The organism is Acidimicrobiales bacterium (assembly GCA_016716005.1).
In the GTDB taxonomy this organism is placed as follows: Bacteria; Actinomycetota; Acidimicrobiia; order Acidimicrobiales; family JADJXE01; genus JADJXE01.
Map to the genome: position 1 here is coordinate 695,201 of JADJXE010000001.1, position 26,007 is coordinate 721,207.

The following is a 26,007-nucleotide window of genomic DNA, read 5'->3' on the forward strand; positions in this document are numbered from 1 at the left end:
CTCCGCCGTGCGGCCGTTCGACCCGCGGCTGCTCCACCACGCCCGAGCGGCGCGGCTCGCCCTCGCCCTCGACGTCGGGCTCGGGCTGGCGACCACGGTCCTCCTCCTCGCTCAGGCGGTGCTGCTGGCCCGGGTGGTCGCCGGGGCCTTCGCCGGCGAGGCCGTCGCCGACGTGGCACCCGAGCTGTGGGCGCTGCTGGCGGTGGTGGGCGGCCGGAGTCTGTGCACCTGGGGCGTGGCCGTGGCGGGCCGCGCCGCCGCCGGCGCGGTGCTGACGTCCCTGCGTGGCGCGCTGGTGGAGCGGCGCCTGCGCGAGCGGCCGGCGGCGTTGGACGGCGCGGCCAGCGCCGAGGTGGCCGCCGCCGCCGTCCAGGGCGTCGACGCCCTCGAGGCCTACTTCGCCCGCTACCTCCCCCAGCTCGCCCTGGCTCTGCTCGTGCCGCCGGTGGTGCTGGTGCTGACCGCCACGATCGACCTGCAGTCGGCGGTGATCATGCTGCTCACCCTGCCGCTGGTCCCCGTGTTCCTCGTGCTGGTCGGCCGGGCGACCGAGGCGCGGACGAGGGCGAGGTGGGAGGCCCTCGCCCGCCTCTCCACCCACTTCCTGGACGTGGTGACCGGCCTGGCGACCCTGCGGGCCTTCAACCGGGGTGAGGCCCAGACGGAGCGGATCGCCGCCGTCACCGACGAGTACCGCCGGACCACCATGGCCACCCTGCGGTGGTCGTTCCTCTCGGGCGCGGTGCTCGACCTGGCGGCCACCCTGGCCACCGCACTCGTCGCGGTGGCCCTCGGCGTCCGGCTGGTCGGCGGCCGCGTGGGGTTCGAGGCCGCCCTCACCGTGCTGCTGCTCACCCCCGAGCTGTACGCGCCGATCCGAGCCGTCGGCGCCCGGTTCCACGACGCCGCCGACGGACTGGCCGCGGCCGGACGCATCCTCGACCTGATCGGCGACGGCACCGCCCCGCGCCGCACGCCGCCCACCCGGCCGGCGCCCGCTCCGCACGGGTGCGCGGTGCGCCTCGAGGGGGTGGCCTTCACCTACCCGTCACGCCCCGCGCCGGTGCTCGAGTCCGTCGACCTCGAGCTGCGGCCGGGCGAGACGGTGGCCATCGTGGGCGCGAGCGGCGCCGGCAAGAGCACCCTGGCGTCGCTGCTGCTGCTGCTGGCCGCCCCGTCGGCCGGCCGGGTGACCGCCGGAGGGGTCGACCTGTCCGAGTGCGACCCGGCCGGTTGGCGGCGCCACCTGGCCTGGGTGCCCCAGCACCCCACCCTGTTCGCCGGGACGGTGGCCGACAACATCCGGCTGGGCGATCCCGGCGCGTCGCCGGAGCGAGTGGCGGCGGCCGCCCGGGCCTCCGGGGCCGCCGGGTTCATCGACGAGCTGCCCGACGGCTACCAGACCCGAGTCGGCGAGGGCGGCCGCCCGCTGTCCACGGGCGAGCGCCGGCGCATCGCCCTCGCCCGAGCCTTCCTGCGCGACGCGTCCCTCGTGATCCTCGACGAGCCGACCGCCGACCTCGACCCCGCCGGCGCGGCTGTCGTGGCCGCGGCGGTGGGCCGCCTGGGCGCCTCGCGCACCGTCGTGGTGCTGGCGCACCGCGACGAGCTGGCCCGCACGGCCGACCGGGTGCTGCGCCTGGAGGGCGGGCGGCTCCACCTGGCCCACGGGGTGGCGCCGTGAGCGCCCGGCGCGGCGACGGCGCCCCGCCGACCGGGGCCCGCCAGGCCCGGTCGGCGCCGGCCGTGCTGCGGCGGCTCGTGCGCCTGGCCGGCGTGCCCCGCGCCCGCCTGGCCCTGGCCGTCGCCCTCGGGGTGGCCAGCGTGGCCTGCTCGGCCGGCCTGCTGGCCACGTCGGGCTACCTGATCTCGCGGGCGGCCGAGCAGCCGCCGATCCTGTCGCTCTTCGTGACCATCGTGCTGGTGCGGGCGTTCGGCCTGGCCCGCCCGCTCGCCCGGTACCTCGAGCGCCTGGCGACGCACGACCTGGCGTTCCGCGTGCTCGGCCGGATCCGCGTGCGGGTGTGGGAGCGGATCGAGCCGCTGGCGCCGGTGGGGCTCCCGCCTCTGCGCCGGGGCGAGCTGCTCGCCCGCTTCGTCGGCGACGTCGACGACCTGCAGCAGCTCTACCTCCGCGGTCTGGCACCCCCGCTGGTGGCCCTGGTGGTCACGCTCGGCGCCTCGGCGGTGGCGGCCGCGTTCCTGCCGGCGGCCGGGGCGGTGCTGCTGGCCGGGATGGCGCTCACCGCTGCGGCCGTGGCCGCCGTGGCCGCACCCCTGGGCCGGCGACCCGGCCGGGCCCAGGCGCCGCTTCGCGCCGCGCTCACCGCCGAGCTGGTCGAGTCCCTCCAGGGGGCTCCGGAGCTGGCCGTGTACGGCCGGGAGGACGAGGCCATCCGCCGGGTGCGGGACAGCGACGCCGAGCTGGGCGCCCTCGCCCGCCGGGGGGCGTGGGCCAGCGGGCTGGCCGACGGCGTGCTCCTGCTGGGCGCCGGCGCCACGACGGTCGCCGTCCTGGCCGTGGCCGTGGCCGGAGCCGCCGCCGGCGACCTCGACCGCACCCGCGTCGCCCTGCTCGCCCTCCTGGCGCTCGGTGCCTTCGAGGCCCTGGTGCCCCTGCCGGCGGCCGCCCTGGCCATGGCCGGCTGCGTCACGTCCGGCCGACGCCTCCTGCCCCTCCTCGACGCCGAACCGGCCGTCACCGACCCGCCCGACCCCCGGCCGGCACCGCCGCCGCGGCCGGCCGCGGCCCTCGACGCGGTGGCGGCCCGCTACCCCACCCCGCCCGACGAGGACGCCACCGTGGCGCCGCCCCTGGTGCTCGACCACGCCGACCTGGCCGTCGCCCCGGGCGACCAGGTGGCCCTGACCGGTCGGAGCGGTGCCGGGAAGACCACGGTGGTCACCCTGCTGCTGCGCTTCCTCGACCCGGTGGACGGCGCCGTGCGCCTCGCCGACCGGGACCTGCGAGAGCTCCGCCAGCACGACGTGCGCCGAGCGGTCGCCGTGGCCGGCCAGGACGCCCACGTGTTCACCAGCACCATCCGGGCGAACCTGGCCCTGGCCCGGCCCGACGCCACCGACGCCCAGCTCACCGACGCCCTGCGGCGCGCCCGGCTGGGCGACTGGGTGGCGGCGCTCCCGGACGGGCTCGACACCTTCGTGGGCGAGGGCGGCGACGCCCTGTCGGGCGGTCAACGCCAGCGGCTCACGATCGCCCGGGCCCTGCTCACCGACGCCGGCGTGCTCGTCCTGGACGAACCAACCGCCCACCTCGACCCGGCCACGGCCGAGGCCCTGGTGGCCGGGGCGCTGGACGCCGCGCGCGCCGACGGCCGATCGGTGCTGCTCGTGACCCACCGCTCCGAGGGCCTCGCCCTCGTCGACCGCATCCTCGAGCTCCGGGGCGGCCGGATCGGCCCCGCCCCCCGAGCTCACGGCCGGGAGGGCGCCGACCGGCCCGCCTCGACGTCGGGGGTATGAGGGCGTCGAGGGCACCCGGCGCCGTGGACGGCGTGGCCGACCCCGTCGGCGGCGGCTCGCCGGAGGTGCCCGGCACCGTGCCGTGCGTCGGCGTCGCGGGTCAGAGCCCGAACACGCGGATCGCGTTGTCCCGCAGGAAGCCGGGCCACACCTCGTCGCGGAACCCCACGTCGGGGAGCTCGCGGAAGATGCGCTCGAGCGACAGGCCCATGGGGAAGTAACCGGCGTACAGGACCTTGTGGGCGCCCCGGGTGTTCGCGTACCGCACGATCTCGGCCGGGTAGTGCCTGGGGGCGAACGCCGACGTGGCGTAGTAGAGGTTGGGCCACTTGAGCAGCAGCTTCACGGCCAGGTCGACCCAGGGCTCGCACCCGTGCTTGAGCACCACCGTGAGCTCGGGGAAGTGGTAGCAGACCTCGTCGACGAGCCCCGGGTGCTGGCACTCGAAGGGCACGCGCGGCCCGGGGACGCCGGCGGTCACGGTGACGGGCAGCCCCAGCTCGGCGCACACCGTGTACACGGGGTACATCCGCTTGTCGTTGATCGGCACCTGGGGCACGCAGCCGGCGGGGAACAGCTCCGCCGCCTTCACGCCGGCCTCGTCGACCGCCCGCCGGATGCGCCGCACGGCCTCCATCCCCTGGTTGGGGTCGACGAACACCGAGCCGAAGAACCGGTCGGGGTGCTCGGCCAGGGCCCGGTCGGCCGCCCCGCCGTCGCCCGTCCAGCCGATCATGGCCCGCTCGACGCCGTGGCGGTCGAGCTCGGCCAGCACGTAGGCGGTCCAGTCGGCACCCATCGGGTCGTCGGGCACGTCGCGGAAGAGGTACTGGGCGGGGAAGTGGGACGTGCGGCTCTCGGCGTCCTTCAGCGCCGGCTGCAGGAACGCGTACCACTCCTCGCGGGAGCCGTCCGGGATCCCGACCATCAGGTCGATCACACCGAGGTCGGTCGGCATCCCCATCAGCCGGCCCCCTCGGGTGCCGGTGCGCCGGCCTCGTAGAACTGCGAGAACCAGTGGCGGAACCGCATGACCGGGCCGTCGGTGTCGGCCAGGGCCGGCACCGGCAGGTACGCCTTGTGCTCCCAGATGGGGATGTCCTGGGCGAGCTGCCTGTCGATCTCGGCGACGAACGCCTCGGAGAGCGTCGAGGCGGGCCGGCGGACCGTGAAGTGGAACCGCACCGTCGTGGTCTCGTCGTCGACGGGCGTCGAGGTGGCCACCAGCAGGGCGTCGATGATGCCGCTGAACCGGGTGAGCGAGAAGCCGGGCCCGAAGCTGTAGGCGTCGATGCGGCCCTCGATGACCCCGCGGGGGGTCACGTAGGTCTGCCTCGAGAGCATCGTCGACGTGTGGCCCTCGGTGCGGTACTCCTCCACCTCGGCGACCTGGTCCGTGCCGTGCACGTACCGGAAGTGGGCGGGATCGACGGCGTTCTCCGCCATCTCCTGGATGACGGTGCCGATGGTGTGGGCCGACACCTGGTAGTCGGTGTAGTCGGGATCGGCGTGCTCGGCCACGGTGGGCACCGCCCAGCGGGGCTCCGCCCCACCGGGGTGGTACCAGGCCATCACGAAGCCGTTGCGCTCCACCGTGGGATGGGTCCCCAGCCGGGCCCGACGGTTCAGGCGCTCGCTGTACGGGATCTCCACGCAGGCGCCGTCGCCCCCGAACCGCCAGCCGTGGAACGGGCAGCGGATGCAACCCCGGTCCACCTTGCCGCCCACGCCCAGGTGCGCGCCGAGGTGCGGGCAGATCGCGTCCTGGGTGTGGACGACGCCGTCGCCGTCGCGCCACACCACCAGGTCGCGCCCGAACCAGTGGACACTGCGCACGTCGCCCGGCCCGACCTCGTCCGGATAGGCGACGTGGTACCAGCCGTACGGGATCGGGAACGGGAAGCGGCGCCCCATCGACATCCCCCTGACCTGCGTCGGGCTGCGAGCGGGGCGAGTCTCCGGCCCCCTCCCCGCCCTGTCAAGGCTCGGGGGGTCCCTCGGCGTGGGCGTCGGCGTCGGGGCCGGCCGGACGGACGTCGAGCAGGCGATCGGTCTGGGCCCGCTGCTCGACGAGCAGGCGGGCCAGCCACAGCCGGCCGAACCGGGCCAGCGAGTACCGCAGGAACAGGGCGGCGCCGCACACCGACACGGTGAGGCCCACGATGGCCACGATCGTGTAGTCGCGCTGGGTGAGGGGGTTGGTGGTGGCGTGCGAGCCGGACACCGCCACGATCCCGACGGCGATGCCGCCGAGCATGGCGGCGACGCCCACCGCCGCGAGCAGCTGCTCGCGGCCCGAGACGGGGTCGCGCCGCCGCACCGCAGCCACGTCGCGGCGCAGGCGCTCGGCCCGCTCGTCGCCGTCGGGGGCGTCCGACCGATTCATGCGTCCCCCAGGTAGGCCGCCGCCAGCTCGCCGCCGATGTCGCCGGGGGGCCCCGCCCGCACCACCCGGCCGCCCGCCAGCACCACCACGTGGTCGGCGACCTCGAGCACCAGGTGGGCGAGCTGCTCCACCGCCACGACGGCCACGCCGCGGCCGGCCACGTCGGCGACCGTCCGGTACAGCTCGTCGACCACCAGCGGCGCCAGCCCGAGCGAGAGCTCGTCGAGCAGGAGCACGGCGGGGTCGACGGCCAGGGCCCGCGCCAGGGCGAGCTGCTGCTGCTCGCCACCCGAGAGCGAGCCCGCGGGCTGCGAGCGACGCTCGGCCAGCCTGGGGAAGCGCGCGTAGGCCACCTCCTCGACGGCCGCCAGCCGGGTGCCCGCATAGGTGGCCATCCGCAGGTTCTCGCGCACCGTCAGGTTGGGGAAGACGCCGCGGCCCTCCGGCACCAGGCACACGCCGGCTCGAGCCAGGTCGTCGGCCGGGGCGCCGGTGACCACCCGGCCACCGACGACCACGTCGCCCCTCGTCAGGGGGTGCGCCAGCGCGGCCACGCGGAGCAGGGTGGACTTCCCCGCGCCGTTCGGGCCCAGCAGGGCCACGACCGATCCCGCCGCCACCGACAGGTCCACCCCGTGCAGCACCTCGATGCGGCCGTAGCCGGCGTGCACACCCCGGAGCTCGAGCAGCGGCGCCGCCACCTCAGCGCACCCCCGCGGCGGGCCCGAGGTACGCGGCGATCACCCGGGGGTCGGCCCGCACCTCGGCCGGCGGCCCGCTGGCGAGCACCCGGCCCGCGTCGAGCACGTGCACCACGTCACACACCTCGGCGACCAGACCGACGTCGTGCTCGACGAGGACCACCGCCAGCCCGTCGGCGGCCAGCGACCGCAGCAGCGGGGTCAGCGCACCCGTCTCGGCTGCGCTCAGCCCCGAGGCGGGCTCGTCGAGCAGCAGCACCCGCGGTCGGGAGGCCAGGGCGCGGGCCACCTCGACCAGCCGGGCCAGGCCGGTCGGGAGGTTGTCGGCCGGCTCCCCGGCGAGCTCCCGCAGGCCGAGCCGCGCCAGGCAGGCGTCGGCCACGTCGCCCGGGTCGCTGCCGTCTCGCGTCCAGCGCCGCCGCGCCTCGGCCGCCACCAGCACGTTCTCGCGCACCGAGAGCAGGCCGAACAGCTCGAGGCGCTGGAAGGTGCGGGCCAGGCCGAGGCGCGCCCGCCGGCCCGGCCCCATCCCGCGCAGGTCGCGCCCGCCCAGGCGCACCCGGCCCCCCGCCGCCGGTCGGAGCCCGGTGACCACGTCGAACAGCGTCGACTTGCCGGCGCCGTTCGGCCCGATCAGCCCCGTGACCCGGCCGCCCGCGGCCGCCAGGCTCACGTTGTCGAGCGCGGTCAGCCCGCCGAAGCGAACCGTGACGTCGTCGACGTCGAGCACCGGCACCGGCACCGTCCCGGTCCCGGTCCCGGTCCCGGTCCCTGAGCCGGTCACGACACCTCCCCCACGGCCCGCTCCAGCGCCGGGGCACCCGCGGCCAGCAGGGCGTCGAGGGCCAGGGGGTCGTCGGCGGCCCGAGCGGCGCCGTCCCAGACCGCCGCGCCCCCGAGCTCCCGCCACCGGGCCACGACCCAGGCGACCACCCCGCGCGGGTCGCGGGCGAGGCCCGCCGCGGCCACCCCGGGGAGCAGCACCACCAGCGGATCGAACGCACCGGAGAGGCGGCCGAACAGCGAGAACACGACCAGCCCCAGCCCGCCGACGAGCGCGCCGCTCACCGCGCCGATCCCACCGACGGCCGTCATCAGCAGCACCGGCAGACTCTCGAAGAACCCGAAGGTCTGGGCGCTGACCGAGCCCGCGAGCCCGCCGAGCAGCGCACCGCCCACCCCGGCGATCCCGGCCGACAGCGCGAACACCCCGAGCTTGGTCAGGGTGAGGCGCAGCCCGAGGGTGGCGCAGGCCGCGGGGCTGTCCTGCACGGCCAGCAGCACCCGGCCCAGCGGCCCCCGCCGCAGCACCACGACCACGAGCGCCAGCAGCGCGAACACCAGGGCCAGGAGCACCAGCTGGGCCCGCTCCGACTCGAACGAGACCCCCGGCAGGTCGAGGCGACCCACCGTGACGGTGCCGCTCTCGAACAGGGGCACACGCCGGCCCAGGACGCCGACCGAGGGGATCGTGAAGACCCAGCGGTCGAGCAGCACCGCGAAGGCGGCCGTGGCCAGGGCCAGGTAGATGCCCGACAGCCGGATCGCCGGGAGGGCCACCACGGCGCCGACGGCGCCGGCGACGAGGAAGGCCAGGACGAGGCCCCCGGCCCGGCCGTCGGCACCGGCGTGGGCCATGACGAGGGCGCCGACGGCGGCGAAGCTCATCTGGCACAACGAGAGCTGCCCGGCCCACCCGACGAGCGGCACCAGGGAGAGCCCGACGATGGCCAGCCCCAGGCCCCTGCCGACGAGGAGGGAGTCGCTCGGCGACAGGACGCCGCCCAGGGCGACCGCCGCGGCCACCAGCACCGCTCCGGCGGCGAGGGCGGCGACGGGTGAGGGCGCCGGCACCCACGCCCGACGCCGCGCTCCCGACGGGCGCAGACGCGCGTGGGGCAGGACGAGGAGCGCCACGAACAGGACGATCACCGGGACGGCCGGGCGCACGCCCCCGAGCCAGCGAACGTCGGTGGGCAGGTACCCGATGGCGTAGGCCTCGGCCACGCCGACCACCACCGCCCCGACGAAGGTCAGGGGCAGGCTGCGCAGCCGCCCGATCACCGCGGCGGCGTAGGCGTTGACCACCAGGAGCGTGAGCGGGATCACGGAGAGCTGCAGGACGGGGGCGACGAGGATCCCTGCCACGGCCGCCAGGGCGGAGCCCAGGGCCCAGCCGAGCATCGACGACCGGTCGGGCCGGCCACCGCACAGGCGGAGGAGCTCGCGGTGGTCGACCACGGCCCGCATGGCCACGCCGCCCCGCAGCCGGTGGAGCGCGAGGCGCAGCCCCACGGCGACGACCACCGCCACCACCAGGGTGAGCAGCTGGTGCCCGGTGACGTTCACGGGCCCGAGGTCGACCACGGTGCCGCCGAAGAACGGCGGGAAGGGCCGGGCCTCGGAGGGCCAGCACCAGAACGCCAGGCCCACGCAGGCCACCAGCACCCCGACCGAGACGACCACCTTGGTGACCTCGGCGGCGGTCTCGAGGCCTCGGAACACGACCCGCTCGAGGAGCGCGCCGAAGGCGGGGGCGAGCACGCCGATCACGACGAGCGCGGCCAGGGGCGCAGGCCACCCCCAGCCGTAGCGCAGCTGCCAGTACGTGAACGCGGCGAGCATCCCGATGGCGCCGTGGGCGAAGTTGAAGATCCCCGAGGTGGCGTACGTGAGCACCAGACCACCGGCGGCGATGGCGTACACGGCCGCGGCCGACAGCCCGAGCACGGTGAAGGCGAGGAGGTCGCTCACCCCCCGGCCCCCGCGCCGGCGGCGCCGCCCGGCCGGCCACCCGGCCCCCACGCGGCATCGCCCACCGACACCACGTAGGCGGGATCGCAGGCGAAGCCGTCGCCGGGGGGCTGGCGGCGGACGTAGCCGTCGGGGGTCACCTGCAGGACCATCACGCAGTCGGGCCACTGCCTCGACGCCGGGTCCACCGGCACGTGCAGCCCGCCGCCGGTCCAGCCGGTGACGGCCCGCGCCCGGTCGAGCAGGCACTCGCGGGTGAGCTCGGACCCGCAGGCGGCGGCCGACCGGGCGAACAGGAGCCACGCCGACCAGGCCTGCATGCCGAGATGGCTCGGCTTGGCGCCCGGCGCCTCGCGGGCGAGCACGTCGAGGTACTGGCGGGTCGCGGCGTGGCGATCGGCCTCCTCGAACGGGTGGTAGTGGAGCCACACGAAGGTGTCCCTGGCGTTGCGGCCACCCAGCTCGACGTAGCGGCCGTTGTAGTGGCTGGCGTCGAGCACCGTCAGGGCGGGGAACCAGCCCTGGTCGGCCATCGCCTGCTGGAGGGCGACGAGCATGGTGGGCTCGCCGAAGAACTCGAACATGGTCACGCCGGCGTCACGCATCGCCTGCACGAACGGCGCCCAGTTGGCCTCGCCGGCCAGGTTGTAGGGGGCCGCGTAGGCCACGTCCCAGCCCAGCTGCTCCACGGCGGCGACGGCGCGATCGGCGTACGACCGGCCCTGCGGGGCGTTGAACCACAGGACCCCGAAGCGCCTCGGCAGGGCGGGGTGCTCCTGCTGGAGCATCCGGTAGATGCCCACCCCCCACTGGTCGCTGGGGTTGGGCAGCGCCTCCACGAGCAGGTCGGCCTCCGCCGCCGCGGGCGAGACGGTGAGGGCGTTCACGTCGGGCAGGCCGCACGCCACCCGAGCCTCGACGCCGGTGTCATCGAGGATCCCGCCGCCGCCGACCAGCGCCAGGTCCCGGTCGCACGCCTCCAGCACGCGGGGCCGGTACTCCACCAGGCGGGCGTCGAGCAGGTCGACCTCGAGCCGCCGGCCCAGGATCCCCCCGGCGGCGTTGCACCAACCCACGAAGGCCTCGGCCGTGTCGAACAGCTCCTGGTTGGTGCCGGGCGCACCGGAGAACCCGGGATCGGCGATCGTGCCCACCCGGATGGCGTCGTCGCTCACCCCGACGTCGGTGGCGCCGCTGGCGTCACCCGGTCCGCACACGGCGGCCAGGTCGCCGAAGTCGCCGGTCGGCGCCGCGGCCGACCCCACCGCCGGCGCACCCGGGGCGGCACGGCCACCGGGAGCGGCGTCCTCGACCTGGCCGGCCGGGCGGCCGCAGGCCGCCGCCACCAGCACGAGGGCCAGAGCCAGCACGGCCCGCGGCGCCCACGCCCCCGTCGCCGTGCGAGCCACGCACCCTCCCTGGGCCGGGCCCGACCCTGCGCCGGGCGCCCGCGGCACCGCGGACAGCCTGGCACGGTGCCGACGCCGGCGGAGGCCCCGAGCCGTCGGCGGCCGGCCCGTCCCTCAACCCGGCTCGCCGCCTGCCGACGGGACGCCCGTGGAACAGGCGCTGGACACGATGGACACGACGCCGACGACGGGGAACGGGCAGCTCGACAGCCTCGCCGGGGCCCGACCCTCCTACACCGGCCATCCGCCGGCCGACGACCTGGTGCACCGCATCGTGGTCGCGGTCGACGGACAGGTCGGGCAGCGGCTCGCCCAGTGGGGCGTCCAGCTGGCCGAGCTGCAGGCCACGATCGAGGCGGACCGGGAGCGGATGCGGCGCGAGCACGAGCGCCTGCTGGCCCGCCTGGACGACGTCGTCGAGGAGGTCACCGTGGGGCTCGACCGGCTGGCCGTGGCCTCCCTGGCCGACGCCGAGCGGCGGGGCGCCGAGGAGCGGGTGCTCATCGAGGCGGCGCTGGCCGACGCCGCCCCCGAGCCGGGGCACGACACCTCGGCCTCGCCGCCGGAGGGTCCGTGGGACCCCGAGGGCGGCCCCGCCGACCTCGACCTCCTGCTGGGCGAGCCGGCGACGACCTGGGACGACGTGGCACGCGAGCTGGCCGATCCGTCGCCCGACGCCCCGGCGCCCGCCGAGGACGACCCCGAGCACGAGCCCGGCTGGTACCGCGACCCCGATCCGCTCTCGCCGGTCGGCACGCTGCGCTGGTGGACGGGCCGCCACTGGACAGACCACACCCGCCTCCTCACGCTCGCTCCCCACCTGGGCAACGGTCCGGCCGCGTGACCCGGGGGGCGTGACCCGCGGGCCCGGGGCCGGGGGGCGCCCACTCGCCCGCCCGACCGCCTACGGCATCGCCGCCGCGCCCCCGGGCGTCTCGCCCTCGCTCAGGCGCTGCGCCAGCCAGGCGGCCGGGATCGACAGCACCATCACGATGGTCGACGCCACCGCCACGTTCGGCACCCGGTTCGGCCGGCTGATGTTGCTGAAGATCCACTGGGGCAGCGTCTCGACGCCGGCCCCGGCCGTGAACGTGGTGACGACGATCTCGTCGAAGCTGAGCGCGAAGGCGAGCAGCCCCCCGGCCAGCAGCGCCGACCGGATGAGCGGGAACGTCACATAGCGGAACGTCTGCCAGCCGTCGGCCCCGAGATCGGCCGACGCCTCCTGGAGGTTCGGCGACAGACGGCGCAGGCGGGCGATCACGTTGTTGTAGGCGATCACCACGCAGAAGGTGGCGTGGGCGATCACGACGGACGAGAACCCGAGCGGGAAGCCGACCCGCAGCATGGAGTTGCGCAGCGCCACCGCGGTCACGATGCCGGGCAGGGCGATGGGCAGCACCACGAGGAACGACACCGCGCCGCGGCCGAAGAACCGGAAGCGCTGCAGGGCGAAGGCCAGCAGCGAGCCCAGCACGAGGGCGACGAGAGTGGCGAGGAGGGCGACCTTCACCGACGTCGCGAAGGCCTGCCGGGGCCCCTCGATCCGGAGGGTCTCCGACCACCAGGACGTGGTGAACCCCTGGGGCGGCCACGACAGGGAGCGGGCCGTGTTGAAGCTCAGCGCCACGATCACGGCCAGCGGCAGGTACGACACCACCAGGCCGAGCCAGGCGAGGATCCGCAGGGTCCAGCGTGCGGGCTGCGAGAGGCGCATCAGCGGCCGCCGGTCACAGGTTCTCGAACGCCCCGAGGCGGTTCATGACGACCAGGTAGGCGATCATGATGAAGATCGGCCAGAGGGTGAAGGCGGCCGCCAGGGGCTGGTTGGGGGCGAGCATCGTGCGGGCGATGAGGTTGCCGATCAGCTGGGTCTTGCCGCCGAGCACCACCGGGATGATGTAGTCGCCGAGGGCGAGCGAGAACGTGAAGATCGACCCGGCTGCGATGGACGGCACCAGCATGGGCAGCACCACCGACCGGATCGTGCGCCCCGGCCTGGCCCCGAGGTCGCCCGACGCGTCGAGCAGCGACGTGGGGAGCCGCTCGAGGCCGGCGTAGATCGGCAGCACCATGTAGGGGAGCCACAGGTAGGCCAGGCCCAGCGTGACCGCCAGCACCCCCGTGCCCGGGGTCCAGCCGATCGTGCTGGCGAGCACGCCGCCGCTGGTGTCGATGCCGAACTCCGAGCCGGGCTGGAACACCGCCTTGAGGGCGTAGCCCTTCACCAGGTACCCGGCCCACAGCGGGAGCAGGGCCGCGGTGATGAGCGCCCGGCGGGCCCAGGGCGCGGCGATCTTGGCGATGTAGAAGGCCATGGGCAGGGCGATGAGCAGGTCGATGATCGTCACGGCCGTGGCCACGCCCAGGCTGCGGAGCACCACCGTGCGGTACTCGGGCACGGTGAACGCCTCGTGGACGTTCTCGAGCGTGGGGGTGCCCGTCACCTGGAACGACCTCGTGTCCAGGGTGAAGAACGCGGTCACCACCAGGATCGCGATCGAGCCCACGTAGACGACGAGCAGCCAGGCCAGCGGCGGCCCGAGGGTGCCGCCGAGGCCGAGGCCGCGGTGGCGGCTGAACCCGCGCGCGATGCGCCGGGTGGGGCCCGGCGAGGGCGGCGCAGCGGGCGCGTCGGCGGCAGCGGTCGGGGCGGTCATCAGGGGTGGTGCGGGGGTGTGGCCGGCCCCGGGAGGCCCCGGTTGGGCCACACCCCCGGGCGGGTCAGGCCCGCAGCTGGTTCCAGGCGTTCACCCAGTCGGTGTAGCCGACGCACGTCACGTCGGTCCGGCCGTCCAGGCACGTCTCCTCGGGAGTGGTCCAGTACCAGACGTCCTCCCAGTACGCGGTGTCGGCCGCGTGGAACGTGGCGCAGTGGTCCTCGTCGGCGGTCAGGTCGCACGAGAGCTCGTTCGACGGCGCCTCGCCGAACCACTCGGCCACGGCCGCGTTGGCCTCGGGCGAGATGATGTGGTCCATCCACAGGTACATGCAGTTCGGGTGCTGGGCCTGCGACGAGATCATCCAGGTGTCCGACCAGCCCGTCGCCCCCTCTTGGGGCTTCACCGCGTCGATCGTGGCGCCGTTGGCCTGGGCCAGGTTCACGATCACCTGCCAGGTGGTGCCGGCCAGCACGGTGCCCTGCTCGAGCGCGGCCTGCTGGTCGGTGTAGAGCGACCAGTACTGCCCGACGATGTCCTTCTGCTGCTCGAGCAGCGCGACGGCCGCATCGAACTGCTCCTGGTCGAGGGCGTACGGGTTGGTGATGCCCAGGTCGGGCTGGGTCGCCATCAGCCACAGGGCCGCGTCGGCGATGTAGATGGGCGAGTCGTACACGCTGATCGAGCCGGCGAAGGGGCCCTCGGCGTCCCACATCGCCCCCCACGAGGTGGGCGTCTCGGCCCCCGCCGCCTGGGTGTTGTAGACGAGCAGGTTGGCACCCCGGCCGTGGGGCACCCCGTAGGGCACACCGTCGACCGAGTTGTGGGGCTGCAGCTTCAGGTCCTCGAACACGTCGGCATAGTTCGGGATGAGATCCACGTTCACGGGCGCGACCTCCCCGCCGGCGATGAGGCGCAGGGTGGCGTCACCCGAGGCGGAGACGCCGTCGTACTCACCCGACTGCATGAGCTCCACCATCTCGTCGGAGGTGTTGCCGATCTTCACGTTCACCTGGCAGCCGGTCTCCTCCTCGAAGCCGGTGACCCAGTCGACGGTCGGGTCGGTGGAGCCGTCCTCCACGTAGCCGGCCCACGCCACCAGGTTCACCTCGCCCTCGGGCTCGCCCAGCTCGGTGAGCATCTCGCCGCCGGCGGCCCCGCCCCCTGCCTCGGTGGTGTCGGTGGCCCCGCCGCCGGTCTCCGCGGTCGTGGTGTCACTGGCGCTGTCGTCGTCGTCGCCACCACACGCGGCGAAGACCAGCACCCCTGCGGCGAGCACCGCCACGAGCCTCGTGCCGTACCTCATCGGTGTTCCCCCTCCTGTCCGGTGACCGGGTCTGCGACGTGGAAGGCCGCGGATCGCGGCCAGGCCAGGCGGACGCGGTCGCCCACCCGGGTGGCGCCTGCGGTCCCGTCGCTGGACACGCTGGCGATTAGCTCGGTGGCGTCGTCGAGCAGCACGCGGACCCTCGACTCGGCCCCCAGGTACTGCACGTCGCGCACGGTGCCCTCGACGCTCACGTCGTCGCCGGGCTGCTCGCCCGCCGCGAGCAACCGGATGCGCTCCGGGCGCACGGTGAAGCTGCCCGGCCGGCCGAGCACCCGCTGGGCCAACTCGCCCACCAGCAGGTTCGACGTGCCCACGAACCCGGCGACGAACGCGGTGGCCGGGTGCGCGTAGATCTGGCGCGGGGCGCCGACCTGCTCGACGCGGCCCTGGTTGAACACCGCGATCCGGTCGCTCATGGAAAGGGCCTCGCCCTGGTCGTGCGTGACGAACACGAAGGTGATACCCACCTCGTGCTGGATCGCCTTGAGCTCCACCTGCATGCCCTCGCGGAGCTTCAGGTCGAGCGCGCCCAGGGGCTCGTCGAGCAGCAGCACGCGCGGGTGGTTCACCAGGGCCCGGGCCAGGGCCACCCGCTGGCGCTGGCCGCCGGAGAGCTGGCCGGGCCGTCGGTCGCCGAGGCCCGAGAGACGGACCACCTCGAGCATCTCGCCCGCCCGGCGGCGCCGCTCGGCCTTCCCCACCCGCTTCACCCTCAGGCCGTACTCGACGTTCTGCTGCACGCTCAGGTGCGGGAAGAGCGCGTAGTCCTGGAACACGGTGTTCACCGGCCGCTCGTAGGGCGGCTGGCGGGTGACGTCGTGGCCATGGAGGAGCACGGCCCCGGCGGTGGGCTCCTCGAAGCCGGCCACCATCCGCAGGACCGAGGTCTTCCCCGAGCCGGAGGGCCCGAGCAGCGAGAAGAACTCGCCGTCGGCGATCTCGAGGTCGATGCCGGCGACCGCGACGACCTCGCCGAAGGTCTTGCGGAGCCCGACCAGCTGGACCGCGGGGACGCCACCGACGCGCTCGCCCGCCGCCACCGCGACGCCGCGTGCCTCGGTCACGTCGACCCCCTTCGGACCCCGACCCCGTGAACGGACCGGAACACTAGACCGAACGCCCGGTGGCGCCATCGGGCCCGGGGCCCGGGGGCCGGGGCCCGGGGGCCCGGGGGCCCGTGCTCAGGCGGAGCGGCGCTCGGGCTCCACCCCGGCCCCGTCGGCCACCTCGCGGGCGGGCCGGGCGACCGCCACGGCACGGCGCCCTGCGAGCCAGGGCTCGCGCTGGTGCCAGTCGTAGACGACGGCGGTGCGCAGCATCAGATCCTGCCACGACGCGTTCTTGCGGCTGACCGTCGCCCACATCAGCCCGGGCGTGCCCGGGACGAAGAGGCACAGCGCGGCCCGCAGGAACGCCCTCCCGGGCTTGAGGCGTTGCCCGCTGGCGCGCAGGACGCGCAGCCCCACCAGCTGCTTGCCGAGGGTCTTGCCGGTGGCGGCCCACGCTCCCCCGAGATAGACGAACAGCACCAGCGGCACGCCGATCACGGACACCCACGCCGGCGGGCTGCTGAAGCCCACCTTGCCTCCCGTGACCAGGGCCCAGAACAGCTCCCACCCCAGCACGGCGGTGACCCAGACGCCGAACACCACGAACCAGTCGAGGGCGTTGGCCGCCACCCGGGTGACGATGCCGGCCCGGCGCCCCAGCGCGTCCTCGGGGTGAGGGGCCGCGTCGGCGGAGGTCACCGCTCGTCCTGGGCCGCCGGCGCAGGCGCAGGCGCTGGCCGCTCGATGGGCCCACCCAGCTCGAGCCGCCGCGCCCGGCGGCGGAACAGGATCCGGTCGACCACGTGCGCCACGAACTCGTCGACGGTGATGCCCTGGGCCCGCACCGCGTCGAGGGTCTCCGACGCCAGCGTGCTCGACGAGCTGCGCACCAGCGCCGGCAGCTCGATCTCGTCGACGACATCGGTCGCGATCCCGGCCAGGTCGACCCGCGTGGTGACGATCCGGTTGAAGTCGAGCCGGTCGAGCACCTGGTCGAAGTCGACCAGTCCGATGATGGCGTTCAGGTCGACGCGCTCCGCCACGATCTGGTTCAGGTCGAGCAGATCCACGACGGCGTTCACGTCGACCCGCTCCGCGATGATCCGGTTCAGGTCCAGCCGGTCGACGATCTTGTCGATGTCGACGCGAGCCACGATGGCGTCGAGGTCGATCTCGTCGAGCGCAGCCTCGACCGCCCGGCGGACCGCATCGCGCAAGAGGGCCGCGGCAGCGGCCCGATCGCGGGCGAGGGCGGCGCTCCCGGCGTCGTCCAGCGCCACCACGGGCCGGCCCGCCCGATCCAGCAGGGCACGGATCGGCACCGGGCTGGCCAGCACCCCGGCGACCGCTGCGAGCCGCCGCTCGGCGGCGGCCAGCGCGACGAGCGCGGCCTCCTGCGCCCGCAGCCCGAGCCCCAGCGCAGCCCTCGGCAGCCTGGCCGGCAGGCCCGCTGCGTCGGCCGGGCCCGAGCCGCCGAGCAGCTCCACCAGCGCGTCCGCGGCCAGGGCGGCCAGCCCCACGGCCGCGCGCGTCGCCCGCTCGGAGAGATCGGCCAGCGCAGGGACGAGCGGCGCGGCACCGTCGGCTGTGGGGGTCGGGCTGGCGTCGCGGTCCATGTGCGACGCCACGCTAGGGCGGGGCGCGACCGGCTGCACGGATCGAGGCTGGCATGATCCCGTCATGCGCACCGCCGGAGCCCGCGCCCGCCGTCGAGCGGGCCGGGGCCGCGCCGCCGCGGCCGGCATCGCGCTGGCCGTCCTGGCGGCCGGCGGGTGCTCCGACGACACGCCGGCCGGCTCGGAGGCCGCCGATGCCCTGGCCGCGGTCCGCGTGCCCGACACCATCGTCGTGACCAGCCCGGTGCTCACCGACGGCGGTCCCCTCGCCCTCCCGTTCACCTGCGAGGGCCCGGGCTTCTCCCCGCCGTTGCAGTGGACCGACCTCCCCGAGGGCACGGCCGAGGTGACGGTGGTGCTCGACGACATCGACGCGCCCGGCGGCACCTACGTCCACTGGATCGCCACCGGGATCGACCCCACGGAGGCCGCCCTGCTCGAGGGCCAGCTCCCCCCGGACGCGGTCTCGGCGGTGAACAGCGGCGGCGAGCCCGGCTACGCACCCCCCTGCCCGCCCGAGGGCGAGGAGCACCGCTACGTGTTCAGCGTGTACGCGCTGGGCGAGCCGCTGCCCGCTCCCGAGGCCTTGACCGTGGACGAGACGCTCGACGCCATCGCCGGCAGCGCTATCGCCCGAGGCGTGCTGGCCACGCGCTTCACTCGCTGAGCCGAGCGGTGGGCCGTCGCGCCGCCAGCCGTCGCGCCGCCAGCCATCGCGCCGCCGGCCATCGCGCCGACCACCGGCGGCCGGTCAGCCGGTGGTGGCCTCGGTGAGCTCGAAGTACTCGAAGGTGGGTGTGCGGACGAGCGGAGCGAAGAACACGTACGGGAACGTGCCCCGCCGGGTGCGCAGGACCTCGACGGCGTCGTTGTAGTAGCCGCGGGCGTAGGCCACCAGGTTCTCCTGGCGGCGGAGCTCGCCGGACAGGCGGAGGAACACCTGATCGGCCTTCAGCTGCGGGTACGCCTCGCCCAGTTCCAGCAGCCGGCGATCGGCGACGGCGGCCGCGCCCTGCGCCCGGGACGCCTCGGCCAGCTGGGCCGACGTGGGCATGCGGCTCCCACCGGTGAGCGTGGACCGCGCCCGGCCGATGAGCTCCAAGGTGTCGAGCTCGTGAGCGGCATAGCCCCGCACCACGGCCACCAAGGGCTCGATGGTGGCCGTGCGTCGCTGCGTGGCCACCTCGATGAGGGCCCACGCCTGCTCGGCCTGGTGCCGCACGGTGACCAGGCGGTTGTACACGCGGGCCAGCCACATCACCCACAGCACGAGGAGCAGCCCGCCGGCCAGCGACGCAGACCACAGGCCGAGGGTGCTGCCCTGCCAGCGGGCGTCGGCCTCCAGGGTGGCGATCAGCCCGACGCTCCACGGCAGCCCGGCGGCGCCGAGCACCGCGGCGGTCAACCCACCCCAGGCCGAGCAGCCGGCCTGGCCCAGCGCCTTCTCCTCGTCGCCGGCGATCAGCACCAGCTCGCCGTTGTCGGCCCCCTGCGCGGTGGTCGCGAACTCCACCCCCACCGCACCGTCCTCGCGCATCCGGGTGCCGCCGATGGCGAACACCTGCTCGCCCTGGCCGATCCAGTGCTCCGACACCCGCCAGGTGCCGGGCCAGGAGGCGATGGGCCCGTCGGGTCCCTCGGCAGGCACGGGTGCGCCGGCCACCTGGTGGAGCGCGGCCAGCACCACCTCGGGGTTCTCCTCGATGCTCGACTGCGACCAGGTGACGTCGGCGCCGCCCGGCTGCACCAGGACCGAGCCGGAGTCGTCGGTGATCCAGAACGGGACGATCGAGGTCGCCTGATGGCGTGTCTCCCAGCTGTGGCCGTTCCTGGTGACGATCCGCTCCTGGACCTCGAACCTCCACAGGGCGCAGGCCGCGCCCGTGAGGGGGCTGACGACGGGTCCCACCGGCTGGACCACCCCGGTCACCTCGCAGCGGCCCAGGAAGGCGGCGGCGGCCTTCGACGTGGGCGTGTCGATGATCGCCCAGCGCCGGCGCCACCACACCAGGCCCAGCCAGAGCCCGCCCACGAAGAGGAACGCGCAGACCACGAGCGGGAGGAACTCCCACTCCGACGAGGCCAGCACCTGTGGCGGGGCGACGGCCGCCACCGCCACCAGGGGGCTCATCGCCCCATCTTCGCCTCGGAGGGAGCGCCGCCCGCCCCGTGGGTACTGTCGTGCGATGGCTGTGCACACCGGGCCGGCGCGGTTGCGCTGGGGGATCCTGTCCACGGCCAGGATCGCTCGTCAGAAGGTCGTGCCCGGGATGCACGCGGCCCCGAGCTGCGTGGTGGTGGCCATCGCCAGCCGGGACCGGGCCCGGGCCGGCCGGGCGGCCGCCGAACTGGGCATCCCGACGGCGCACGGTTCCTACGAGGCCCTGCTCGCCGACCCCGAGGTGGACGCGGTCTACGTCCCGCTGCCCAACCACCTCCACGCCCAGTGGACGATCGCGGCGGCGCGGGCCGGCAAGCACGTGCTGTGCGAGAAGCCGCTCGCCGTCACGTCCGCCGAGGCGGCGCGGATGGTGGAGGCCTGCGAGGACGCCGGCGTGCTGCTGATGGAGGCGTTCATGTACCGGCTCCACCCGTCGTGGCAGACGGTTGTCGAGCTGGTCGACAGCGGGCGCATCGGTGAGCTCACCGCCATCCAGAGCTGGTTCTCCTACTTCAACGACGACCCCGGCAACATCCGCAACGTCGCCTCGTACGGGGGCGGCGCCCTGCTCGACATCGGCTGCTATCCGGTGAACCTGTCGCGCCTGCTGTTCGGCGGGGAGCCGACGGGCGTCGAGGCCTCGTCGATCCGCGACCCCGCCTCGGGGGTCGACGTGCTGACCTCCGCGGTGCTCGAGTTCGGCCCCCGGGGGACCGCCACGTTCACGTGCTCCACCCGGGTCGAGCCCGACCAGCGGGTCCACGTGTACGGCTCGGCCGGGCGGATCTCCGTCGAGATCCCGTTCAACATCCCGCCCGATCGCCCCACCCGCGTGCTGGTCACCGCCGGCGGCGACCCGCCGGTCGATCCGGCCACGGAGGCGATCACGCTGCCCCCGGCGGACCAGTACGCGATCGAGGCCGAGCGCTTCGCCCGGGCGGTGCTCGACGGCACCCCGGTGCCGATCGCACCGGCCGACGGCGTGGCGAACCTCCGGGTGATCGAGCGCATCAGCGCCAGCGCCGCCGGGCGCTGACGTCGGTCAGTCGCGGCCGACCGACAGGATCCGGTCGGCCTCGACGTCGGCCACCGTGGTCGTCTCGCCGTCGGGCCAGCGCACCCGCACCTCGTCGACCTGCGTCGCGGTGCCGAGGCCGACATGGGCTCGGGGATCCTCCGACGAGAGGAAGCTGCCACCCGCCCGGATCTCCCGCACCAGCTCGGTGCCGTCGGGCAGCACCACGGTGACGGTCGCACCGGGCGCGAACTCCTCGAGGGCGACCTCCAGCCAGTGGCCCCCGGCGCCGGTGTTGCGGAGGAGCACCAGCTCGCCGGCGATCGCCACGATGGCGACGTCGAGGTCGCCGTCGTTGTCGTAGTCGGCGGCGGCGAGGCCACGGCCCTGGATCGGCCCGAGGGCGTCGAGGCCGGCGCCGAGCGGCGCCAGCCGGCCCGCCTCACCCTGCGCGGTGCGGTTCTCGAACGCCTCGACCGGCTCCCGGTCGGCCTCGAGGTCGACGATGGGCAGCGCACCGCTGGCCACGACCAGATCGAGGTCGGTGTCGAGGTCGAGGTCGGCCCACGACGCACCCCAGCCGGTGACGTCGAGGCCCAGGTCGGGCACGCCCGCCTCCCCGGTGGCCACCGCATCGACGAACGCGAGCCCGCCGGCGCCGCTCTGGTTCCGGTAGAGCGAGTGGCGCTCGCCGTCGATGTTGGTGACCAGCAGGTCGACCGACCCGTCGGCGTCCTCGTCGCCGGCGGCGACGCCCATCGCGCTGGTGGGATCGCCGACCCCCGCCTCGACCGCACGCTCGTCGAGCCGGAAGCCGAGCCCGCCGGCATCGCCGTCCGGCTCGTTCACGTACAGGCGGTTGGGGTTGGTCTCGTTGGCGACGAACAGGTCGAGGTCGCCGTCGCCGTCGACGTCGCTGAACACCGCACCGAGCCCGTACTCGGCGCCGTCCGGCTCGAGCCCGACCGCCTCGCCGACCTCGCGGAACCGGGGCCGGTCGTCGTCGCCGGGCCCGAGGTTGAGGTACAGCAGGTCGGGCTCGGCCAGGAAGTTCGCGGGGAAGGCCCGGCCGGCGTCGGGGTTCCGTCCGTTGCGGTTCACGTAGCCGGCGACGAAGACGTCGGGCCACCCGTTGCCGTCGACGTCGCCCACCGCCACCCCGGCGTGCCAGCCGTAGCCGTCGACCCCGGCGGCCGCCGCCCCTTCCTCGAAGGCGTCGCCGCCCTCGTTCCAGAGCAGCACGTTCTCGCGCTCGGTGGTGACGTAGAGATCGGTCCAGCCGTCGAGGTCGAGGTCGGCGGCCACGCACCCGGTGCCCCGGATCGCGAGGCCGGCCCCGGCGTCGTCGGTGACGTCGACGAACGTGCCGCCGTCGTTGCGGAACAGCGCCGTCTCGGGCAGACCGCCCTCTCGGCGCCACTGACCCCACTCCCGCTCGGACCAGAGGTTGACGACGAACAGGTCGAGCCAGCCGTCGCGGTCGTAGTCGATCCAGCACAGCCCGCCCGCGGTCATCGAGACCGGGTCGCTGGTGAGGCCCCACCGGAAGGCGCCGTGGCGGAAGTCGAGCCCCACCTCGCCGGCCACGTCGGTCAGCCGGACGAGGTCGGCCGAGGGCTGGGCCGGGCGGTCGACGTCGGCCCCGGGAGCGGGACCACCCCCGTCGCCGCTCGAGCCGACGCAGGCCGGCAGGGCGAGCAGGCAGGCGACGACCGCGGCCCCCAGCGCCCGTCGGGGCCTACGCCACGCCACGGGCCGATCGGCCGCGCTTGGACAGCGAGTCGACGAGCACGGCCAGGAGCAGCACCAGGCCCGTCACCACGAACTTGGTGCCGGCCGCCAGGCCCAGCAGGTCCATGCCGTTCTGGATGGCGGCGATGAGCAGCGCCCCGAGGAAGGCGGCCGACACCCTGCCGGTGCCGCCGAAGAGGCTGACGCCCCCGATCACGGCGGCTGCGATCACGAGCAGCAGGAGGTTGCCGCCGCCGCTGTTGGTGGCCACCGAGCGCAGCCGCGAGGCGAGGATGATGCCGCCCACCCCGGCCATGAAGCCGTTGATCATGAACACCGTGATCCGGAGGCGGTCGACGGCGATGCCGGCCCGGCGGGCGGCCTCGGGGTTGCCGCCCACGGCGTACACGTGCCGCCCGAAGCGGGTCCGGGACGCGATGAACGACCAGAACACGACGAAGAGGAGCAGGATCAGGGTGACCATCGGGACGCCACGGTCCTTGTTGGCGTACCAGACGGCGAAGAAGGTCACGGCGGCGAGGCCGATCACCTGCAGCAGCAGCAGCAGCGCCGGCTTGGCCGCCAGGCCCGAGGCGCGCCTCGACGCGGCGCGCTGCAGCTGGACCAGCGTGTAGGCGAGCACGATCCCGGCGCCGAGCACCCAGCCCCAGAAGTCGGTGAGGAAGTTGTTGGCGATGCCCACGATCACACGGTCCTCGATGCGGATCGTGCCGGCCGTGGAGAACTGGGTGGTCAGGATCAGCACGACGCCCGACCAGATGAGGAAGCCGGCCAGGGTCACCACGAACGACGGCACCCCGGCCTTGGTGACCACGAGGGACTGCACGAAGCCGATGGCCGTCGTGACGAGCACCGCGGCGAGGATGGCGGCCCACCACGGCCACCCGGGGTCTCCCTCGCGGAGCAGCAGGACCATCACGATCCCACCCACGGCGCTCACGTAGGCGACCGAGAGGTCGATCTCGGCGATGAGCAGCACGAACACGATGCCGATCGCCAACGTGGCCACCGGCGCCATCTGCAGCAGCAGGTTGGTGAAGTTGCGCTCGGTGAGGAACGTGTCGTTCAGGAGGCCGAAGACCACCACGATGACGGCCAGGCCCACGATGATCGGCAGCGATCCGAGCTCGCCGGCCCTCACTCGTTGCCACCAGTCCCGCACGTACTGCGCCAGGGTCTGGGTGGGCGCCTCCAGGTCCGGCGCGGCCGACGGCAGCTCGTCGAGCGGCTGGCCGGGCTGGGGCTCCTCGGTGCTCACGCCACCACCTCCGACATGCCGGGCACGTGGGTGAGCGTGCCCGCCGTGATCGCGTGCACGACGTCCTGTTGGGTGGTGCTGGCCCGCTCGAACAGGGCGACCGCCTGCCCGAGGCGCAGCACCGTGATCCGGTCGGCCACCTCGAAGATGTCGTGCAGGTTGTGCGAGATGATCACGACCCCGAGACCCCGGTCGGCGAGCCGCCTGACGAGGTCGAGCACCTGGCGGGTCTGGGCCACGCCGAGGGCCGCCGTCGGCTCGTCGAGGATCACGAGCTTGGAGTTCCACATGACGGCCTTGGCCACGGCCACGGCCTGGCGCTGGCCGCCGGACAGACCGGCCACGGCCTGGCGGACCGAGCGGAGCGACGTGACGGAGAGGCTGTCGAGCGTGGTGCGGGCCGCCTGCTCCATGTCGGGCTCGTCGAGGATGACCCCGCCACGGACCTTCTCGCGACCGAGGAACATGTTGGCGACCACGTCGAGGTTGTCGGCCAGGGCCAGGTCCTGGTACACGACCTCGATGCCGAGGGCGGCCGCGTCACGGGGGCCGTGGATGCGCACCCGCTTGCCCTCGAAGGCGGTCTGGCCCTCGTCGAAGGGGTAGATGCCCACGACGCCCTTGATGAGGGTCGACTTGCCGGCGCCGTTGTCGCCGACGAGCGCCATGACCTCGCCGGCCCGCACCTGGAAGTCGACCTTGTACAGCGCCTGGACGGCGCCGAAGGCCTTCGAGACCCCGTGGCACTCGAGGAGCGGATCGCTCCCGCCGCGGCCGTCAGTGCTCGACGTGTCGCTCACACGTCCCCCCTGGATCGGGAGTGGTGGGGACGCCCCCGTCCCGTCGGGGGCGTCCCCACCACTCACACGGCTGGATGACCGGCGGCTACTGCTCCGGGCAGAACTGCGCCACGTCGCCGGTGCACACCTCTTCCCAGGTGCGGAACCCGTCGGCGATGACGGTCTCCTCGATGTTGTCGGCGGTGACGGCGATGGGCGTCAGCGCCAGGTAGGGGATGTTGTTCCCGCCGGCCGGCTCGTCGACGGGGTTGCCCGACTCGTTGTTGATGACCAGGTTCGTGAAGTCGCCCTCGACCGCGGTGACGTCCTCGCAGTTGCGCAGCGCCAGCGCAGCGGCCGCAGCGACGTCGGCCTCGGCCCTGATGGGCTTGTACACGGTCATCGTCTGCTTGCCGAGCAGGATGTTCTGGATGCCCGCCTGGGTGGCGTCCTGGCCACTAAGGGGGATCGTGGTGGCGTCGAGGCCGGCGGCCTCGAGGGCGTTGACCACCGAGTTGGCCAGGCCGTCGTTGGCGGCGAACACGGCGTCGACACCGTTCTGCGAGTCGACGAGGATCTGCTCCATGATCCGCTGGGCGTCCTGGTTGTCCCAGCCGGGCACGAACTCGTCGGCGACGATCGTCCAGTCGCCCGCGTCGGCGCGGGCCTCGACCGTCTCGGCGTAGCCCTGGCGGAACAGCTGCGAGTTGTTGTCCTCGGGGCCACCGTTGAGCATCACCACGCGCGGCTGCTCGAGGCCGAGCTCGTCGATGGTGGGCTCGAGCACCTCGGCCATCCGCTGACCGACGGCCACGTTGTCGAAGCTGACGTACACGTCGCCGCCCTGGCCCTCGGTGTTGAGGCGGTCGTACTCGACGACCTGCACGCCCTCGGACTTGGCCAGGTCGATGATCGACGCGCCGGACCCGGAGTCGTTGCTGGTGAGCACGATCACGCTGGCACCGTCGGCGATGGCCTGCTCGGCCTGGCTCTGCTGCACCGCCGGGTCGCCCTCGGCGTTCACGATCGTGTAGTCGTCGCCCTCGCTCAGACCGGCGGCGTCGAACGCCTCGCCGAAGTAGACACGGTCGTCCTTCTCCCAACGGTCCGAGGTCGCGGTGTCGGGCAGGAGCACCCAGATGTTGCCCTCGCCGCAGGCTGCCGCCCGAGCGATGGTCGTCTCGGTGCCGCCGGTGGCGGCGGTCGTGTCGGTGGCGCCGGTGTCGTCGTCGTCGTCACCGCACGCAGCGGCCACGAGCGAGAACGCGGCGAGCAGTACCACCAGCAGCCTGAAGGGCTTCGTTCGCATGGAGTTCCCCCTGTCGTCACGCCGACCCGCAGCCGGCCGGGGAGGACTCTAGGCCAAACCACCACCCTCATCGCCCGACCACCCGTCCCGGCCGAGACCACGACGGAGCTCGGCGGCCCGCCAGCGCCAGTCGAAGCGCACCGCCAACCCGCCCAGGCTGCGGTCGCCCGGCGCCCGATACGCTCTCCCCAGAAGGTCGCGCCAGGCGACGCCCCGGCGCTCCGCCTCGTCGGCGAGCGCCTCGAACTCGTCGCGTGCCCGGCCCGGACCGGAGCGGGCGGCGGCCCCACCGAACGCCCGTGACCACCGCTCGTCGCCGTCGCCCCGGCCCACCGGCCGACCCTA

24 protein-coding genes are annotated in these 26,007 nt (G+C 74.7%); 5 read left to right on the top strand and 19 right to left on the bottom strand.

The window, feature by feature from the left end:
• The first annotated feature begins 7 nt into the window (after positions 1-7).
• Positions 8-1,684 (top strand): thiol reductant ABC exporter subunit CydD, encoded by a 1,677-nt coding sequence (gene cydD, locus IPM45_03385; protein ID MBK9178615.1) that lies wholly within the window; start codon positions 8-10, stop codon positions 1,682-1,684.
• Positions 1,681-3,483 (top strand): thiol reductant ABC exporter subunit CydC, encoded by a 1,803-nt coding sequence (gene cydC / locus IPM45_03390; GenBank protein MBK9178616.1) that lies wholly within the window; start codon positions 1,681-1,683, stop codon positions 3,481-3,483. The genes cydD and cydC overlap by 4 nt, the downstream gene beginning before the upstream one ends.
• A gap of 100 nt (positions 3,484-3,583) precedes the next feature.
• On the opposite strand, the gene IPM45_03395 is transcribed toward cydC, so the two are convergent.
• From IPM45_03395 to IPM45_03425, 7 genes are read right to left on the bottom strand one after another with little or no spacing between them, the layout of a single operon-like run.
• Complete coding sequence (locus tag IPM45_03395; GenBank protein MBK9178617.1) at positions 3,584-4,447, bottom strand: amidohydrolase family protein; 864 nt, start codon at positions 4,445-4,447, stop codon at positions 3,584-3,586.
• Positions 4,447-5,403 carry an aromatic ring-hydroxylating dioxygenase subunit alpha gene (locus IPM45_03400; protein ID MBK9178618.1) on the bottom strand — a complete coding sequence of 319 codons (957 nt, stop codon included), beginning with the start codon at positions 5,401-5,403 and terminating at the stop codon, positions 4,447-4,449. The genes IPM45_03395 and IPM45_03400 overlap by 1 nt, the downstream gene beginning before the upstream one ends.
• A gap of 58 nt (positions 5,404-5,461) precedes the next feature.
• Complete coding sequence (locus IPM45_03405) at positions 5,462-5,869, bottom strand: hypothetical protein (GenBank protein MBK9178619.1); 408 nt, start codon at positions 5,867-5,869, stop codon at positions 5,462-5,464.
• The gene (locus IPM45_03410) at positions 5,866-6,570 is read right to left on the bottom strand and encodes an ATP-binding cassette domain-containing protein (GenBank protein MBK9178620.1); all 705 of its coding nucleotides are present in this window, start codon (positions 6,568-6,570) and stop codon (positions 5,866-5,868) included. Before IPM45_03410 ends, IPM45_03405 begins: the two co-directional genes overlap by 4 nt.
• Position 6,571: 1 nt before the next feature.
• Positions 6,572-7,306, bottom strand: a complete 735-nt coding sequence (locus tag IPM45_03415) for an ABC transporter ATP-binding protein (protein MBK9178621.1) — start codon at positions 7,304-7,306, stop codon at positions 6,572-6,574.
• A gap of 44 nt (positions 7,307-7,350) precedes the next feature.
• Positions 7,351-9,324 (bottom strand): ABC transporter permease, encoded by a 1,974-nt coding sequence (locus tag IPM45_03420; protein ID MBK9178622.1) that lies wholly within the window; start codon positions 9,322-9,324, stop codon positions 7,351-7,353.
• Positions 9,321-10,733, bottom strand: coding sequence for an ABC transporter substrate-binding protein (locus IPM45_03425; GenBank protein ID MBK9178623.1), 1,413 nt, complete (start codon positions 10,731-10,733; stop codon positions 9,321-9,323). The genes IPM45_03420 and IPM45_03425 overlap by 4 nt, the downstream gene beginning before the upstream one ends.
• Positions 10,734-10,881: 148 nt before the next feature.
• Between IPM45_03425 and IPM45_03430 the strand changes: the two genes are divergently transcribed.
• A complete protein-coding gene (locus IPM45_03430; GenBank protein MBK9178624.1) occupies positions 10,882-11,577 on the top strand; it encodes a DUF2510 domain-containing protein in 696 nt (231 codons plus the stop codon).
• Between the two features lie 60 nt (positions 11,578-11,637).
• Here the strand turns inward: IPM45_03430 and IPM45_03435 are convergent, their stop codons facing one another.
• From IPM45_03435 to IPM45_03460, 6 genes are all read right to left on the bottom strand, one after another.
• The gene (locus IPM45_03435; protein MBK9178625.1) at positions 11,638-12,450 is read right to left on the bottom strand and encodes an ABC transporter permease; all 813 of its coding nucleotides are present in this window, start codon (positions 12,448-12,450) and stop codon (positions 11,638-11,640) included.
• A 13-nt stretch (positions 12,451-12,463) separates the two neighbouring features.
• On the bottom strand, positions 12,464-13,393 hold the full coding sequence (locus IPM45_03440) for an ABC transporter permease (protein ID MBK9178626.1): 930 nt from the start codon (positions 13,391-13,393) through the stop codon (positions 12,464-12,466).
• A gap of 64 nt (positions 13,394-13,457) precedes the next feature.
• On the bottom strand, positions 13,458-14,699 hold the full coding sequence (locus tag IPM45_03445; GenBank protein MBK9178627.1) for an extracellular solute-binding protein: 1,242 nt from the start codon (positions 14,697-14,699) through the stop codon (positions 13,458-13,460).
• Positions 14,696-15,856: an ABC transporter ATP-binding protein gene (locus IPM45_03450; GenBank protein MBK9178628.1), complete on the bottom strand. Its 1,161-nt coding sequence runs from the start codon at positions 15,854-15,856 to the stop codon at positions 14,696-14,698. The genes IPM45_03445 and IPM45_03450 overlap by 4 nt, the downstream gene beginning before the upstream one ends.
• 48 nt (positions 15,857-15,904) lie before the next feature.
• Positions 15,905-16,471, bottom strand: a complete 567-nt coding sequence (locus IPM45_03455) for an RDD family protein (protein MBK9178629.1) — start codon at positions 16,469-16,471, stop codon at positions 15,905-15,907.
• A complete protein-coding gene (locus IPM45_03460; protein ID MBK9178630.1) occupies positions 16,468-17,388 on the bottom strand; it encodes a hypothetical protein in 921 nt (306 codons plus the stop codon). Before IPM45_03460 ends, IPM45_03455 begins: the two co-directional genes overlap by 4 nt.
• Before the next feature lie 64 nt (positions 17,389-17,452).
• Between IPM45_03460 and IPM45_03465 the strand changes: the two genes are divergently transcribed.
• Positions 17,453-18,055, top strand: a complete 603-nt coding sequence (locus IPM45_03465; GenBank protein ID MBK9178631.1) for a YbhB/YbcL family Raf kinase inhibitor-like protein — start codon at positions 17,453-17,455, stop codon at positions 18,053-18,055.
• An 84-nt stretch (positions 18,056-18,139) separates the two neighbouring features.
• Here IPM45_03465 and IPM45_03470 read toward each other — a convergent pair whose 3' ends face one another.
• Positions 18,140-19,519 carry a LemA family protein gene (locus IPM45_03470; GenBank protein ID MBK9178632.1) on the bottom strand — a complete coding sequence of 460 codons (1,380 nt, stop codon included), beginning with the start codon at positions 19,517-19,519 and terminating at the stop codon, positions 18,140-18,142.
• 55 nt (positions 19,520-19,574) lie between these two features.
• Between IPM45_03470 and IPM45_03475 the strand changes: the two genes are divergently transcribed.
• Positions 19,575-20,585 carry a Gfo/Idh/MocA family oxidoreductase gene (locus IPM45_03475; protein ID MBK9178633.1) on the top strand — a complete coding sequence of 337 codons (1,011 nt, stop codon included), beginning with the start codon at positions 19,575-19,577 and terminating at the stop codon, positions 20,583-20,585.
• Positions 20,586-20,591: 6 nt separating this feature from the next.
• On the opposite strand, the gene IPM45_03480 is transcribed toward IPM45_03475, so the two are convergent.
• The 5 genes from IPM45_03480 to IPM45_03500 form a co-directional block, all read right to left on the bottom strand.
• Positions 20,592-22,316, bottom strand: coding sequence for a CRTAC1 family protein (locus IPM45_03480; protein MBK9178634.1), 1,725 nt, complete (start codon positions 22,314-22,316; stop codon positions 20,592-20,594).
• Entirely contained in the window at positions 22,303-23,532 is a 1,230-nt protein-coding gene (locus IPM45_03485) for an ABC transporter permease (protein MBK9178635.1), read from the bottom strand. The genes IPM45_03480 and IPM45_03485 overlap by 14 nt, the downstream gene beginning before the upstream one ends.
• A 38-nt stretch (positions 23,533-23,570) precedes the next feature.
• On the bottom strand, positions 23,571-24,374 hold the full coding sequence (locus IPM45_03490) for a sugar ABC transporter ATP-binding protein (GenBank protein MBK9178636.1): 804 nt from the start codon (positions 24,372-24,374) through the stop codon (positions 23,571-23,573).
• Positions 24,375-24,459: 85 nt separating this feature from the next.
• Positions 24,460-25,662 carry a substrate-binding domain-containing protein gene (locus IPM45_03495; protein MBK9178637.1) on the bottom strand — a complete coding sequence of 401 codons (1,203 nt, stop codon included), beginning with the start codon at positions 25,660-25,662 and terminating at the stop codon, positions 24,460-24,462.
• A gap of 48 nt (positions 25,663-25,710) precedes the next feature.
• Positions 25,711-25,995: a hypothetical protein gene (locus IPM45_03500; protein ID MBK9178638.1), complete on the bottom strand. Its 285-nt coding sequence runs from the start codon at positions 25,993-25,995 to the stop codon at positions 25,711-25,713.
• Positions 25,996-26,007 lie beyond the last annotated feature (12 nt).